General features: G+C 60.6%; 10 protein-coding genes. 6 read left to right on the forward strand and 4 right to left on the reverse strand.

The window, feature by feature from the left end:
• Positions 1-1,026 precede the first annotated feature (1,026 nt).
• Together EL217_RS10185 and EL217_RS10190 are read left to right on the forward strand one after the other, a co-directional pair.
• Positions 1,027-4,467 (forward strand): bifunctional proline dehydrogenase/L-glutamate gamma-semialdehyde dehydrogenase, encoded by a 3,441-nt coding sequence (locus tag EL217_RS10185; RefSeq protein ID WP_126319901.1) that lies wholly within the window; start codon positions 1,027-1,029, stop codon positions 4,465-4,467.
• A gap of 145 nt (positions 4,468-4,612) precedes the next feature.
• A complete protein-coding gene (locus EL217_RS10190; protein ID WP_126319902.1) occupies positions 4,613-6,085 on the forward strand; it encodes an AI-2E family transporter in 1,473 nt (490 codons plus the stop codon).
• 58 nt (positions 6,086-6,143) lie between these two features.
• On the opposite strand, the gene EL217_RS10195 is transcribed toward EL217_RS10190, so the two are convergent.
• Positions 6,144-6,734: a nucleosidase gene (locus EL217_RS10195; RefSeq protein ID WP_126319903.1), complete on the reverse strand. Its 591-nt coding sequence runs from the start codon at positions 6,732-6,734 to the stop codon at positions 6,144-6,146.
• Between the two features lie 252 nt (positions 6,735-6,986).
• Between EL217_RS10195 and EL217_RS10200 the strand changes: the two genes are divergently transcribed.
• Entirely contained in the window at positions 6,987-7,586 is a 600-nt protein-coding gene (locus EL217_RS10200; protein WP_126319904.1) for a hypothetical protein, read from the forward strand.
• A 135-nt stretch (positions 7,587-7,721) separates the two neighbouring features.
• On the opposite strand, the gene EL217_RS10205 is transcribed toward EL217_RS10200, so the two are convergent.
• Genes EL217_RS10205 through EL217_RS10215 form a run of 3 tightly spaced genes read right to left on the reverse strand, consistent with a single transcriptional unit; the run spans position 7,722 to position 10,689 of the window.
• Positions 7,722-9,005, reverse strand: a complete 1,284-nt coding sequence (locus tag EL217_RS10205; RefSeq protein WP_126319905.1) for a sulfate adenylyltransferase subunit 1 — start codon at positions 9,003-9,005, stop codon at positions 7,722-7,724.
• Positions 9,005-9,904, reverse strand: coding sequence for a sulfate adenylyltransferase subunit CysD (gene cysD / locus EL217_RS10210; RefSeq protein WP_126319906.1), 900 nt, complete (start codon positions 9,902-9,904; stop codon positions 9,005-9,007). Before cysD ends, EL217_RS10205 begins: the two co-directional genes overlap by 1 nt.
• Positions 9,904-10,689 (reverse strand): phosphoadenylyl-sulfate reductase, encoded by a 786-nt coding sequence (locus EL217_RS10215; RefSeq protein WP_126319907.1) that lies wholly within the window; start codon positions 10,687-10,689, stop codon positions 9,904-9,906. The genes cysD and EL217_RS10215 overlap by 1 nt, the downstream gene beginning before the upstream one ends.
• A gap of 172 nt (positions 10,690-10,861) precedes the next feature.
• Between EL217_RS10215 and EL217_RS10220 the strand changes: the two genes are divergently transcribed.
• The 3 genes from EL217_RS10220 (at position 10,862) to EL217_RS10230 (ending at position 15,096) form a co-directional block, all read left to right on the forward strand.
• Entirely contained in the window at positions 10,862-11,278 is a 417-nt protein-coding gene (locus EL217_RS10220) for a methylenetetrahydrofolate--tRNA-(uracil-5-)-methyltransferase (RefSeq protein ID WP_126319908.1), read from the forward strand.
• Positions 11,279-11,389: 111 nt separating this feature from the next.
• Positions 11,390-13,132 carry an ABC transporter ATP-binding protein gene (locus EL217_RS10225; protein ID WP_126319909.1) on the forward strand — a complete coding sequence of 581 codons (1,743 nt, stop codon included), beginning with the start codon at positions 11,390-11,392 and terminating at the stop codon, positions 13,130-13,132.
• Complete coding sequence (locus EL217_RS10230; protein WP_126319910.1) at positions 13,132-15,096, forward strand: ABC transporter ATP-binding protein; 1,965 nt, start codon at positions 13,132-13,134, stop codon at positions 15,094-15,096. Before EL217_RS10225 ends, EL217_RS10230 begins: the two co-directional genes overlap by 1 nt.
• Positions 15,097-15,120 lie beyond the last annotated feature (24 nt).

A 15,120-nucleotide genomic window follows, 5' to 3' on the forward strand; every position in this document is an offset into this window, starting at 1 on the left:
CAGGTTTTACTTTAGTTTTATCCGTGTCCAAAGTAATTCTGGCCGTCTTGGGGCCATGCCCCAGGTTGTCACCGTGAGACGGCCCCTTTAGCGACTCGTCAGGAATGAAGGCATTAGCAGGGGTTACAACCGCAGCCCCCCCTACCGTCAGGAGCGAAGCAGTAAGCAACGCCATTACTTTCGTGGAAGCTTTTCTGGAAGTCCTCATGGAAACCTCTGGCAAGTAGATGGATAGGGGCTAGAGAATGCTTAAGATTCAGCCGTGAACATTAACATGAGCTGTGAAAAGTGTACGGCTCATGTACAAGATTGGACACATATCAACTTTGCATATGAGGCGATTTGAATGAAATGCAGCCCCGCCCCATTTACCCCACACATCCGCATAACGCTGACCTCGCCAGACCGTCTTTAACACGGTTAATTTCGGGGAAACCACACCTTCAACACCGGACCACCGCCACCCCCTAAAACTCTGTACGCAGCACGTTAGCTTTTCCGCTTTTACCCCCGAGTGTGATTTTGCAAACGAGACTAGCATCACGTTCCTTCCGTCCCTATAATCAAATTAACAGCAAAGGGGTGAAAATCCTTGCCTACCAGCGCATTTATGCCGTTGCCGGCACTTATACCCCAGTCTGGAACGCAAAGGGACTTGCACTTTTATCACAGGGAGTGCTCACCCTTTTTTAATATCGTCACTTCGTAGAAAGCAGGTGAGTGTTGAACACCAACTTGGCACGCGTCCGCCGCCCTAGCGACAGGCCCCCGGTCACCAATACCGTTAGTACTATGGCTTGTTGATTCGCTTGGTGTAAACCACCGAGCAGCGGCGCGCGCATTCCGCGTGTTCCACTCATTGCCACGTGTGCGGCGTTAAAACGCCCCGCATGCTTTCTCATTTCCATAGACTTACCAGCCACTTTCTGCCACCGGCGCTAAAAGTCACAGCATAAAGGCCACACCGCGGTGTGGGTTGGCCACCAACCTGGAAGTACACGTTTCGAAAAAGAGGTTGAATTTCACATGACTTCTCCCGCATACACCCGCACGCCACTATCTGATGATGTTGAGGCCGTACTGCCCGCCGCCATTAAGCGCGCGCAGGGCTGGCTCGATTCCACCGCAGATGAAAAGGACAAGGCCACCGAGCAGCTCGCGGAGCTGCTGCGCGATGACAACGGCGTGCGGTTCACCATGGACTTCGTGGACCGCGTCATGCGCCCAGAGGATGACAAGGTCGCGGCCAAGGCGCTGAAGGACATTTCCTCCCAGTACGATCCTTCCTTCCTGGGCAGCATCAATGGCGCGCTCGTCGGCGCCGGCGGCTTCTTCGGCCCCATCCTGCCTAACCTGGTCATGCCGGTAGCACGCATGTACATGCGCAAGATGGTTGGCCACCTTGTGCTGGACGCGGAATCGGATGCGCTCAATGACACCTTGGAAAAGGCCGCCGCCTCCGGCGAGCAGTTAAACCTCAACCTCCTGGGTGAGGCCGTGCTCGGTGAAGAGGAAGCAAAGTCCCGCGCACGCCGCACACTGGAGCTCATCAAGAACCCGCGCGTGACCTACGTATCCGTCAAGGCATCCTCGATGGTGGCGCAGCTGAATAACTGGGACATCGGCAGTTCCGTGGAGCGCCTGAAGGACCGCCTGCGCCCGCTCTACCAGGAGGCCGCACGCCGCAACCCGCAGGTCTTTATCAACATGGACATGGAGGAATACCATGACCTCCACCTGACGCTGCGCCTGTTCAAGAGCCTTTTGAGCGAGCCGGAGTTCAAGAACCTGGAATCCGGCATCGTGCTTCAGGCTTACCTGCCCGATACCTTCGATGCCCTCCAGGACATCGCGGAATTTGCCAAGCAGCGCGTGGCAGAAGGCGGCGCCAAGGTCAAAGTGCGCATTGTAAAGGGCGCCAACCTGTCCATGGAAACCACCGAAAGCGAAATCCACGACTGGCCATTGGCTACCTACACCAACAAGCTGGATGTTGACGCTAACTACTACCGCCTGCTGGATTACATCCTGCAGGAGGAATACGCAGACTGCATCCGCATCGGTGTGGCCAGCCACAACCTGTACACCGCCGCCATGGCCTACGAGCTGGGTGTAAAGCGCGGCGTGCTGCACATGCTGGATTCTGAGATGCTGCAGGGCATGTCCCCCGCGCAGCAGGCAGCGGTGCGCAAGGTCTACGAGGGACGCCAGATCCTCTACACCCCGGTGGTCCACGCGGATGACTTCGACGTCGCCGTGTCCTACCTCGTGCGCCGCTTGGAGGAGAACTCCGCGCCGCAGAACTTCCTTTATGCCCTCTTCGCCCCAGGCGAGGAGCCGCTGGCAAGCCAGGAAGAGACCTTCCGCAAGGCCGTGGCCAAGCGCTGGGATACCTTCGCTGGATCGCGCCGTACCCAGAACCGCCTCGAGGATTCCGGGCGCCAGGCACCGGATTCCGGCCGCTTTAGGAACGAGCCCGATACGGACCCGGCCATTACCCCGAACCGCACCTGGGCCAAGCGCGCGCTTGCAAATGACCCTGGTGAGCACGGCGTCCAAGAGGTCACCGACCCCTCCGCCGTGGAAAGCTACGTCGCCCGCGCCAAGGAACTGGGCACCGAATGGGGCAAGCGCCCCGCCGCAGAGCGCGCCGCAGCCTTGGACGCCGTCGCGGATCAGCTGGCCGCCAAGCGCGGGGACTTCATCTCCGTGGCAGCCTACGAGGCCAATAAGACGGTTACCCAGACTGACCCGGAGGTTTCGGAAGCCATTGACTTCTGCACCTACTACGGCCAGTCCGCCCGCTTCTTGGAAGAGGCGCACTCCGAGTTCCACCCGCACACCGTCACCGTGGTGACCCCGCCGTGGAACTTCCCCATCGCCATTCCTACCGGCGGCATTGCGGCCTCCTTGGCGGCGGGCTCGGCGGTCATCGTCAAGCCTGCTCCCCAGGTAGTCCACTGCGGCAAGATGGTGGTTGAGGCCTTCCGCACCGCACTCGAAGCAGAAGGCCTAGACCCGGATCTGGTGCAGCTCGTGCTGACTGATGAAGGCGATGCCGGCAAGGCCCTGCTCTCCCACGATGACGTGGACAACATCATCTTGACCGGTGCCTCTGATACCGGCGCTCTCTTCCGCTCCTGGAAGCCCAAGATGAACCTGATGGCAGAGACCTCCGGTAAGAACGCGCTGGTCATCACCCCAGCCGCCGACCCGGACCTGGCCATCCAGGACCTGTACAACTCCGCCTTCGGCCACTCCGGCCAGAAGTGTTCGGCCGCTTCGCTGGTGATTTTCGTTGGTGCTGCGGGCAAGTCCAAGCGACTGCGTGAGCAGCTGCTGGATTCTGTGAAGACCCTGAAGCCTGGACCGGGCTATGACATCACCACCACGATGAATGGCCTGGCGGAAAAGCCGAGCGAGAAGCTCCTGCGCGGCCTGACCCAGCTGGAGCCGGGCGAGAAGTGGCTGCTGAAGCCGGAAAAGCTCAACGAAGAGGGCACCCTGTGGTCCCCGGGCATTCGCGATAATGTCCAGCCGGGCTCCTGGTACCACAAGAATGAGTGCTTCGGCCCCATCCTCGGCATCATGTACGCCGATACCTTGGAAGAGGCCATCGCTTGGCAAAACAGCACCGGCTATGGCCTGACCGGCGGCATCCACTCCCTGGATGACAAGGAAATCGAGTACTGGATCGACAACGTTGAGGTGGGCAACGCCTACGTCAACCGCGGCATTACCGGCGCGATTGTCCAGCGCCAGTCCTTCGGCGGCTGGAAGAAGTCCGTCATGGGACCGGGCGCGAAGGCCGGCGGCCCGAACTACGTGGCCCAGATGGGTACCTGGACCGATGGCGAACTCAAGCCGCGCGACGTGGACATCGCCCCGGCCAGCGTGAAGATCCTGGAGCGCCTGCGCGATGAGCTTTCTGATGAGCTCAGCAAGGACGATCTGGAATGGCTCTGGCGCTCCGCCGAGCTGGACCGGATTGCATGGCTCGAGGAATTCGGCCGCACCCACGACCGCACCGCGCTGGTTTCTGAGGCCAACCGCTTCCGCTACCGCCCGCTGCTCACCAAGCTGCGCATCCGCGTGGGCGAGAACTACAAGCTGCGCGATGTCGCCCGCCAGGTGCTGGCCTCCGGCATTACCGGCACGGAAACGGAAATCTCCGCCGCCCCAGAGGTCGCCGCCCAGCTGCAGGAGCTCGGCTTCGACGTGAAGTCCATTTCTGATGGTTCCTTCGCCGCCGCCGTGGCTAATGACGAGTCCTCCCGCGTGCGTGCCCTGGGCACCGTGCCGGATTCCGTCTACGAGGCAGCGGTGCGCTCCAACTCCGTGGTGCTGGACCAGCCCGTGCTTGCCGATGGCCGCCGTGAGCTCATGCCTTACCTCCTCGAGCAGGCAGTCTCTGTGACCATGCACCGCTTCGGCATCATCCGCAACGTGGGCAACCTGCGCGACTAACCCGCCGCTTGCCACCCGCCGCGGCACAGTGACCAAGCGCCCCACCTTCTCCCCACCCTTTCCGCTGGGAGTTGGGTGGGGCGCTAGCTTTTTCTCTGCCTTTCCTGCGCTATCTCTAGGTGGTTTCGTGTGGCATAGTAGATGAATGACTACGCCAGATAACCATTCCCCTCACGGCGCTGAGCAACCCTCGGCCCAGAACTCGACGCAGCGCCCGCAGTACCCCTCGGCGCTCGAGCAAAACACCGTCAACCGCAAGGCCGATGCGAAGAACCCCTACGCCGCGCCCCTGGTCTCCCCCGATGAATCCCAGCTGGGCGCTGAGGTAGCCACCGCCGATCCCGCCGATCGGGATAATAAATCCGCCGTGCTAGCGAAAGACTTCCGCAGCATGGCCAAGATTTCGGTGTGCTTTATCCTCATCGCGGCAGGATTGGGCCTGGCGGGCTTCCTGCTGCGCTTTATTTGGGTGGGCCTGCTGCCGGTTATCCTGGCCATCCTGGTCTCCACGGTGCTGTATCCGGTCACCGCGTGGCTGCGGTCCAAGGGCTTTCCCCGCACCCTGGCAGCGGTCACGACGCTGTTAGGTTTAGTGGTTATTTTCGGCGGCATCTTTGCCGCCATGGCGCCCATGGTCACCGCTCAGTCCAAGGTGCTTATCAATGAGGCCGAAGCCGGCATTATGCAGCTGACCAAGATGGTCAACGATTCCCCACTGGATATTGAGGTGGACCAGCTGCAATCGGTCTTCCAAGACATCGTGACCTTTGCCAAGGGCCAGGCATCAACAATTGCCACCGGCGTCGTCTCTGGTTTTTCCATGGCCAGCTCCATTGCGGTAGCCACGGTCATCATGCTCTTTATCACCTTCTTCATCATTAAAGACGGCGATAGGTTCCTGCCCTGGCTGCGCAAATACACCGGCAACTCCGCCGCCTGGCACATCACGGAGCTCACCTCGCGCGTGTGGAAGACGCTGTCTGGCTTCATTCAGGCCCAGGCTATTGTCGCGCTTGTCGATGCCGTCTTTATCGGCCTCGGCCTCTGGGTCCTCCAAGTCCCACTGGCGCTAGTCATCGCCGTTATCACCTTCTTCGCGGGCTTTATCCCCATCATCGGTGCGGTCACCGCCGGCGCCCTGGCCGTCATTATCGCCTTGGTGTCCAATGGCCTGACCAATGCGCTGCTCGCGCTCGCACTTATCATCATTGTCCAGCAGGTAGAAAGCAACGTCCTCCAGCCCATCCTGCAGTCCAAGGCCATGGGCCTGCACGCGGCCATCGTCCTGCTTTCTATCACCGTGGGCTCCACCCTGGCCGGCATCGTCGGCGCTTTCCTTGCCGTACCGGTCGCCGCCACCATCGCCGTTGTCCTGCGCTACCACGCGGAAATGGCCGCCCTGCGCGCCGGCGAGGTCTCCCCCGATGACATCGAAGTCGTCACCGGCTCCAAGGCCGCGTCCAAGGACAACAAAGATGACAAAGATGACGACGCCGAGAACACAGACCCCGAAGCCCAGCGCCCCAACGACGGCGACAACACCAGCAACACCCCCCGCGAGGAGTCTCCTCGCGAGAAGGTAAAGCAGCTTTTCGCGGCCATGAGCCCGCTCACCTAAAGAGCATTCCCTTTCCCCTACCGAGCAAAGCGGAGGGGAAGGGAATCGGGGGCACCGTTTAACGCAAAAAGCCTAAGTCGGCTGCGGCCGCGGCAAGCTGGCGGGCGCTGCGATCCAAGACACCGGCCCAAGTGCCCATCGATTCCTCATTCGCGGAATCGGAGACCTGCTTTAGCAGGGTGCAGGGCACGCCAAAGCGCTGGCAAGTGGCTGCGATGGAATAGCCTTCCATATCGCACAGCTGGGACCTTTTCACCAGCTCATTGCGCAGCGCGGTAGTAGAAACAAACATGTCTCCGGTGGCCAGCCCCCGTGTCGGAAGCTCGCCGGAGGTTTCCAGCTCGATGAATTCTGGCAGGAGGTAACGGCTGATATCGGTCAGCACGTCTAGCTTGAAATCGTGCTTGGTTACTTTGTTGATCTCAAAGACGCCATCCATGCCATCGACAAGCGCGCCCGCCGTACCAATATTGACCACGCGCTCGGGCAGAGCATCGTATGCTCGGGCCTCAGCCAATACCTCAGTCAGGGAAATCGCCGCTGGGACCGTGCCGATACCGGTAATAAGCAGCGCTTCACTGTCCGGAAGGTGTGCAGCTTCGGCATCCACGGCCGCCACGAAGAGGGTTCGTCCAGATAAGTTTTCCATGCCTGCGACGATACCTGTAGGCGGCTCGGGTGACGGAGTCGGCTGCAGCGTTTTACGTCCGTGGTTTGCTTATTTCCCTGGCTCCTTGGATTGGAAGGCGGAAAATAATAACGCGATTCGGGAAGCAACTTTGACTCGTCATACACGCAATCACGATATAGTAAGTGCGCAAAGGGCTTCACGGCCTTTCTCTTTACTCTTCCCTACACCACATAAGGGCCTCTCGTAAGGAAAACTCAGCCTTCAGAATCTTTGGAGTCATACGGTACTTCTCAAGGCCGCGGCAAGCGCATCGTCACCGCTGTTATCGCGATCATCGCGGTCATTGCCTTAGTAGCTGCCAGTACGTGGGCCTATACCGGAACAGCAAAGCCAAAAGATCAGGCACACGAACCTGCGTTTGCGGATATCCACTCTTCCAAGCCATCCTCTGACGCCGCCGACAAAGAGGCGGATTCGTCCAAGGAAGAAGGCCCAAACAAAGGGGCCGGCAAGGACTCAGGCTCTAGGGATGACTCCGATGAGGAGTCCAAGCCGGCCGACAAGAAGAAGGACGCTACTGCGCAGAACGCTGATGCGAAGCTGCAAGGGCAGAAGGATTCGCAGGCAAAAGTTGGAAGCCAGGAACCGAGCGCGGGTGAAAAGTGCGGATCCTATGCTGAGGCCCACATGGGTGGTTTTTATAGGCCCGTGCAGATCTACTGCGATGCCAACTGGCTTTATGCCGGCGATGAAGAAACTTCCTTCCACACCTGGTACCAGTGGTCCGGGGATACCTGGGCAGTGGTTGAAAAGGATGGAAGTAGCTCTCCAAGGCTGGCGTGCCAAAGGAAATCGTGGAGGATTTGCTGACGTGTTAAGCCGCTAGCTTATGGAGGTGTGGCCGCAGGCGTATAAAACAACCGCGTTTCGCTAAAAAGTAGGGTGCTTTTAGCGCAAACGCGGTTGTTTTGGACAGTGTGGCGCGCGCCCCGCGCGGCCCCAGTGCTAGCGCAGGCGGTGGCCCACGAAGCCGGCGGCCAAGGTATTGCCGGAGGATTGGTCAATGAGTAGGAAGTTGCCCACGGCGCCGCGGGCGGCGTAGTCCTCCACGGGCAGTTCGGCCTGGGTCTGGATGGTGATGTGGGCGATATCGTTCATGGCCACGGTCTCGGGGTCTTCTACGTCGGCCACGCCATCGAGATCCAAGGTACGAGCAATGGTAGCGATGCGGGCTTTGACCAAAGAGGAACCATAGCGCAGCTTCACCATCTGACCGGGCTTGAGATCCTTTTCGGTCAAGCCGACCACCGTGGCGTCGAATTCCCGGGTGGCTTCGGGACGCTGGGAGCCGGCGAGGAGATCGCCGCGGGTGAGATCGATGGCATCGACAAGCAGGAGCGTCACCGAATCGCCGGCGGCGGCGGAGGGGGCGGGGCCATCGGCAGTGTCGATCTGGGTGACGGTGCTGGTGCGGCCTTCGGGCAGGTGCACCGTATCACCCACGGAGATGGACCCGGCCTTCACGCGGCCGGCGTAGCCGCGGTAATCGGTGGCGTGCTCGCGAATGACGTACTGGATGGGAAAGCGAAAGTCCAGCTCATCGGCGCGTCCGGTGGCAACAGGGATGGTCTCAAGAACCTCGAGGACGGTGGGGCCGGTGTACCAGTCCATGGTGGTAGAGCGCTCGACCACGTTATCGCCCTTGAGCGCGGAAATGGGCACGACGGTGGTGTCGGTGATGCCCAGGCGCTGCGCAATCTTTTGGAATTCGGCCTCAATATCGCGGAAGACCTGCTCATCGTAGTCCACGAGGTCGATCTTGTTGACCGCGAGGACGACGTGGCGCACGCCCAGGAGCGCGGCCACGTTGAGGTGGCGGCGGGTTTGTTCGACGACGCCGTGGCGGGCATCGATAAGCAGCACCACCACCTGCGAGGTGGACATGCCGGTGACCGTATTGCGGGTGTACTGCACATGCCCTGGGGTATCGGCAAGGATGAAGGTGCGCTTATCGGTGGCAAAGTAACGGTAGGCCACGTCGATGGTAATGCCTTGCTCGCGCTCGGCGCGCAGGCCATCAACCAGCAGGGAAAGGTCCATGCCGTCGAAGCCGCGATCGGAGGAGGAACGCTCCATGGACTCGACCTGGTCCGCGAGCACGGACTTGGTGTCATAGAGCAGGCGGCCGACGAAGGTGGATTTGCCGTCATCAACGGAGCCGGCGGTGCATAAGCGCAGGGTATCGCGCTGTTTGAGGGCGCCGACATTCGGCGCGAGGGTAGTCGTCATCAGAAGTAGCCTTCCTTCTTGCGGTCTTCCATGGCGGATTCAGAAAGTTTGTCATCGGCGCGGGTGGCGCCGCGCTCAGACAGGGTGGAAATGGAGATTTCCGCGAGCACCTCATCGGGGCTGGAGGCGGTGGAGTCGACGGCACCGGTGCAGGACATATCGCCGACGGTGCGGTAGCGCACGGTGCGGGTTTCTAGCTGCTCATCACCTTTCGGCCCGCCCCATTCGCTTGGCGAAAGCCACATGCCGCCGCGGTTGAAGACCTCACGCTGGTGGGAGTAATAAATGGGCGGCAGCTTTAAATCGCGCGCGCCGATGTATTCCCAAATATCGGATTCGGTCCAGTTAGAAATGGGAAAGACGCGCACGTTTTCGCCGGCCATCTTGCCGCCGTTGTACAGGTCCCACAGCTCGGGGCGCTGGCGGCGAGGGTCCCAGCCACCGAAGGAATCGCGGATGGAAAAGATGCGTTCCTTGGCGCGGGCGCGCTCCTCATCGCGGCGGGCCCCGCCCAGCACGGCGTCGTACTCGCGCTTGGCGATGCTCTCTACCAGCGGCACCGACTGCAGCGGGTTGCGCGTTCCATCGGGCCGTTCCTGCAGCTCGCCGCTATCGATCCAGTCTTGGACGTGGGCGACGTGGAGGCGGGCACCGGATTCCGCGACTAGGTCATCGCGGAATTTGATGACTTCGGGGAAGTTATGACCGGTATCCACGTGGAGCAATTCAAAAGGCACCGTGGCCGGGGCGAAGGCGCGGCGGGCCAGCTCGAAGACGACAACGGAGTCCTTGCCACCGGAAAAGAGGATGCCTACCTTATCGAATTGCCCGGCTACCTCGCGCAGGATGTGGATGGATTCATTTTCTAGGTCTTGTAGGTGTGGGGAAAGTGTGCTCATTATTCGTGTAACCCGCATTCTGTCTTGCCATCTGCAAATACTCGCCCGGAGCGGGCGTCCTCGCCCTCGCCGACTGGGAAGGTCAACGGCGCATCGCCGATGGACCGGTATCCCTGCAGGGTCAGCGGGTGGATGATGAGGTCGTTTTCTGCGATGTACTGATCGGTATCGTCCAAGTTCCAGGTAATGATCGGCGAAATCTTTAACCGCCCGGTGCGGTCCAGGCTGAGCGCCGGGGCATGGGCGCGGTGCTCGGAATCGGCCCGGCGCAGGCCGGTGACCCACCCTGCATAAGGATCCATGGCCATGTTCAGCGGCTCCACCTTGCGCATGCGGTTATAGGCGGCTGTATCGCGCGCGTACAGGCGCGGGCCGTAGACCTCGTCTTGCTCTTCGGGGCTCAGCAGCGGCAGCACGCGGACTAGGGGGAGATCCGGGTAGCGCTTATCCACCTCTTCGGCCACCTGGAGGGTCTCCGGGAAGTGCCAGCCGGTATCGATGAAAAGCAGGTCAGCAGCGAGCCCGGCGCGGTGGGAGAGCTCTGCCAGCACGGTGTTTTCCATGGACATCGTCACCGCTAACCGGCCGGGGGCGTGCTCGGCGGCCCACTCGGTGATGCTTTCTGCGGATTCGGCGTAGAGCTTATCCGCCCACGTGTCCACTAGCTGTTCATTGCGCGCGGCCACCTCGGCGGCAAGCGGAACGGTACCGCGCGTGCCTTCGGGCGAGATGTGGGGATCGCGGAAGTTCTTTCCGCCATCCAGCAGGTTCGTCGTTGGGGTCATGAGCTCACACACTAGGCAACCACAGCACCTGACGCAGCACGTTTTTCTGGAAACGGCGCTGAGCTTGGCAGAAGGGGAGAATAAAATGTTTTATTTCTGAACCGAGCGGACTAGTTTTACAGACAATGTAGTCTATCGCGGGCCAACCAAACTCGCCCGAGGAGGAGCTCTTATGCAGCGTGTCGCCATCATCGGAGAAGGTCCTGCCGCCTTATCCACCGTGGAAAGGCTTCTTAGCGCCGGCATGTGCGTAGACCTCATCTCAGAAAAAACTGCACCGTTCGGTCTACTTCGGCGGTTCGCGGGGCTTGTCGGAGTATCCGAAGAGGCCGTGGCACACGAGTGCGCACCGGGCACCACGCCGCGGCTGCGCTTGCTGGGAAACGTGCGCGTGGGGATGGACGGCGATATCACTCATAACGAGGTCCATCAGCTGGCCTCCCACGGTGACCGCGAGCTCATCGTCATGGAATTAAAGGCCCGTGGCATTCCCGTCACCACGTGGGAGGGACTGTGCACGCCTATCACGGATTTTGAAGATTGGACCAACGTCATCGCCCGGGCACAACTGGCGCACGTCTTGGTCTAATTACGGCCTTGTGGGCTGATACCAAAATACAAATATCGTTCACCCCATGTGTGCCGACCGGATAAACTTGCGCAGGTATTCCCTATTAACCCTCGAAAGAAGCGCAGGTTTATGGATCTGGTCCGAATTCTTTTTACTCGCTCGGCGCCCTATACGCCCTACGTCATAGCGGTACTTATCCTGCAGGCCCTATCCACCGCGGCGACCCTGTATCTGCCGTCCTTGAACGCCAAAATCATCGATGAGGGCGTATCCAAGGGCGATATCGACTATATCTGGCACACCGGCGCGATCATGCTGATTGTGGCCTTTGTCCAGGTCATTACCGCCATCGGCGCGGTGTGGTGCGGCAGCCGCACCGCCATGGGCGTGGGCCGGGATCTGCGCAGCGAGGTCTTCCGCAAGGTCACCACGTTTTCCGCGGAAGATATGAGCGAGTTCGGCACGCCCACGCTTATTACCCGTGGCACCAATGACGTGCAGCAGGTGCAGATGGTCTACATGATGATGCTGAACTTCATGGTCACAGCACCCATTATGTCCATCGGCGGCATCATCATGGCCATCCGGGAGGACGCCGGACTGTCCTGGTTGGTGTGGGTTTCTGTCGCGGTATTGCTCGGCACCATCTCCGTCCTCATCGCGCGGCTTATGCCGCTTTTTCGCTTTATGCAGGACAAATTGGATACCATCAACGGCACCCTGCGCGAGCAAATCACCGGCATCCGCGTCGTGCGAGCCTTTGTGCGCGAGGCCTATGAAACTGAACGCTTTACCAAGGCCAATAAGGACATTACCCAGCTTTCGCTGAAAATCGGCCAGCTCTTTGTCCTCATGTTCCCGCTTATCACCGTCATCTTGAACGTTGCCACGGGCGCCGTGCTGTGGTTTGGCGGCCAGCGCGTGGATGCCGGGCTTGTCGATGTCGGCGGGCTCACCGCCTTCCTCCAGTACCTGCTGCAAATCCTCGCCGCCGTCATGATGGGCACGTTTATGGCGATGATGCTCCCGCGCGCCCTCGTGTGTGCCCGCCGCATCACCGGGGTCTTAAGCCACGAGCCGTCCATTACCCCGCCGAAGGATACCGTCACCCCGGCGACCAATTCCGGCACCGTGGAGTTTCGCAATGTCAGCTTCTCCTATGCCGGCGCGGATGCCCCGGTGCTAGAGGATATTTCCTTTACCGCCCCTCCCGGCACCACCACCGCGATCATCGGTTCTACCGGCGCGGGCAAGACCACGCTCCTCTCCCTCATCCCGCGCCTGTACGTCCCGAGCGAAGGCGAGGTGCTTATCGATGCCACCCCTACCACCTCCCTCTCCCGCCCCGACATCGTCAGCCGCGTCTCGCTGGTGCCACAAAAGGCCTACCTGTTTAGCGGCACGGTGGCCTCCAACCTGCGGTTGGGCCGCCCCGAGGCCACCGACGATGAGCTATGGGAGGCGCTGCGCGTGGCACAGGCGGACTTCGTCGATGACCTGGACATGCCGATTGCGCAAGGCGGCACCAATGTATCGGGCGGGCAGCGCCAGCGCCTATCCATCGCCCGCATGCTCGTGGCCCAGCCACGCATTTATCTCTTTGATGATTCCTTTTCCGCGCTGGATGTGGTCACAGATGCCAATGTGCGCGCCGCCATGCACCAGTCCTTTGCCCAGCGCGGCGAGGCCGTGACCACCATCATCGTGGCCCAGCGCGTGGCCTCCATCCAGGATGCCGATCAGATTTTGGTCATCGATAAAGGACGGATTGTCGCCCGCGGCACCCACGCCGAGCTACTGAAATCCTCGGGCGTGTACCAAGAAATCGTTGAATCCCAAGAAACCGCCGGAGTAACTGGAGGAGAGCACTAATGGCCAAGGACACCACACGAGACTCCTCCGCCGAGGACGCCGAGCTCCAAGAACTTGAAGCCAAGGTTGCCGCCGATGAATGGTCCGGTTCCGCACCGCGCCAGGCCAAGAATTTCTGGCCTTCTGCCAAGCGCTTGATGCTGCTTCTCATGCCCTATAAGCGCATGCTGGCGGTAGTGGCGGCGATGAACATAGTCTGCGTCTTCCTCGCGGTCTTTGCCCCTAAGATCTTGGGTGATGCCATGGACGTCATCTTCTCTGGCGTCATCGCCCGCGAGCTGCCGTCTGACATCTCGGCGCAACAGGCCATCGACGGCATGCGCGCCCAAGGCCAAGATCAGGTGGCCGATATGGCCTCCGGCATGGATTTCATTCCCGGCGAGGGCATCGACTTTACCCGCTTGGGCACGCTTATCATCGCGATGATCGCGATGTACATCGTCTCTGCCGCCTTCGAGCTCTGGCAGGGGCTCATCTTAAACCGCCTGACCATCGACACGGTCTACGAGCTGCGCCAGCGCGTGGAAGCCAAGGTGCATGCGCTGCCGTTGAATTACTTCGATTCCAACCAGCGCGGCGATATCCTCTCGCGCACCACCAATGACATCGACAATGTGCAACAAGCCCTCCAACAGGCGTTGTCCCAGCTGTTTTATAACATCCTGATGATCCTGGGCATCACCGTGATGATGCTGAGCATCTCTTGGCGGCTCGCCCTGGTAGCACTCTTGGCGCTCCCGCTAACCGCGCTGATCATCGGGGTCATCGGCGGGCGCTCGCAGCGCCAATTCAAAACCCAGTGGCGCGCTACCGGCCAGCTCAATGGCCAGGTAGAAGAGTCCTTCTCCGGCCACGACTTAGGCATCGTCTTTGGCCGCACGGAGGATATGACGCGCCAATTTGATGAGCGCAATGACGAGCTCTTCCGCGCTTCCGCGCTGGCGCAATTCCTCTCCGGCATCATGATGCCCATCATGCAATTCGTGTCCTACCTGTCTTATGTGGCCATCGCTGTGCTTGGCGGCCTGCGCGTGGCCAACGGGCAGATGACCCTGGGCCAGGCCACCGCCTTTATCCAGTATTCCCGCGAATTTAACCAGCCACTGGGCCAATTGGGCGGCATGATGCAACAGGTGCAATCCGGTGTGGCCTCTGCCGAGCGCGTCTTCGAATTCCTCGATGCGGAAGAACAATCGCTGGAGGTAACCAGCGATGAGCTGGCCGGCCGTGCCCGCGGCCGCGTGGAGTTCCAGGACGTTGCCTTTTCCTATTCGCCGGAGAAGGAGCTTATCACCGGACTCAACCTGCGCGTGGAGCCGGGGCAAACCGCGGCGATCGTCGGCCCCACCGGTGCAGGAAAGACCACCATGGTCAACCTTCTCATGCGCTTTTATGACATCGATTCAGGCCGCATTCTTATCGATGGCCACGATACCGCCCACATGCCCCGCACAGCCCTGCGCTCCCAAGTGGGCATGGTGCTACAAGATGCCGTCCTCTTTGAGGGCACCATCATGGACAATATCCGCTACGGCCGGCTCGATGCCACGGACGATGAGGTCATCGCCGCGGCCAAGGCCACCTACGTGGATCGCTTCGTGCACTCCCTACCGGAGGGCTATGACACCGTCATCGACCAAGATGGCGGCGCCATCTCCGCCGGCGAGCGCCAGTTGATTACCATCGCCCGCGCCTTTTTGGCCCAGCCCGCACTGCTCATCTTGGATGAGGCGACCTCGTCCGTGGATACCCGCACCGAGGTGCTCGTCCAAGAGGCCATGAATGCCCTGCGCGCCGAGCGCACTTCCTTCGTCATCGCCCACCGCTTGTCCACCATCCGGGACGCTGATTTGATCTTGGTGATGGAAAACGGGGGCATCGTCGAGCAAGGCTCCCACGAAGAGCTGCTGCGCGCCCAGGGTGCTTATTGGCGCCTGCACCAATCGCAGTTCGCGGAAGGCTAATCCCCTCTGGGGAATGTATACCCC

The organism is Corynebacterium segmentosum, assembly GCF_900637825.1.
Taxonomy (GTDB): Bacteria; Actinomycetota; Actinomycetes; order Mycobacteriales; family Mycobacteriaceae; genus Corynebacterium; species Corynebacterium accolens.

Coding starts and splice junctions, on each gene's coding strand:
- EL217_RS10185 (WP_126319901.1), top strand. CDS start 1,027: ATGACTTCTCCCGCATACACCCGCACGCCACTATCTGATGATGTTGAG.
- EL217_RS10190 (WP_126319902.1), top strand. CDS start 4,613: ATGACTACGCCAGATAACCATTCCCCTCACGGCGCTGAGCAACCCTCG.
- EL217_RS10195 (WP_126319903.1), bottom strand. CDS start 6,734: ATGGAAAACTTATCTGGACGAACCCTCTTCGTGGCGGCCGTGGATGCC.
- EL217_RS10205 (WP_126319905.1), bottom strand. CDS start 9,005: ATGACGACTACCCTCGCGCCGAATGTCGGCGCCCTCAAACAGCGCGAT.
- cysD (WP_126319906.1), bottom strand. CDS start 9,904: ATGAGCACACTTTCCCCACACCTACAAGACCTAGAAAATGAATCCATC.
- EL217_RS10215 (WP_126319907.1), bottom strand. CDS start 10,689: ATGACCCCAACGACGAACCTGCTGGATGGCGGAAAGAACTTCCGCGAT.
- EL217_RS10220 (WP_126319908.1), top strand. CDS start 10,862: ATGCAGCGTGTCGCCATCATCGGAGAAGGTCCTGCCGCCTTATCCACC.
- EL217_RS10225 (WP_126319909.1), top strand. CDS start 11,390: ATGGATCTGGTCCGAATTCTTTTTACTCGCTCGGCGCCCTATACGCCC.
- EL217_RS10230 (WP_126319910.1), top strand. CDS start 13,132: ATGGCCAAGGACACCACACGAGACTCCTCCGCCGAGGACGCCGAGCTC.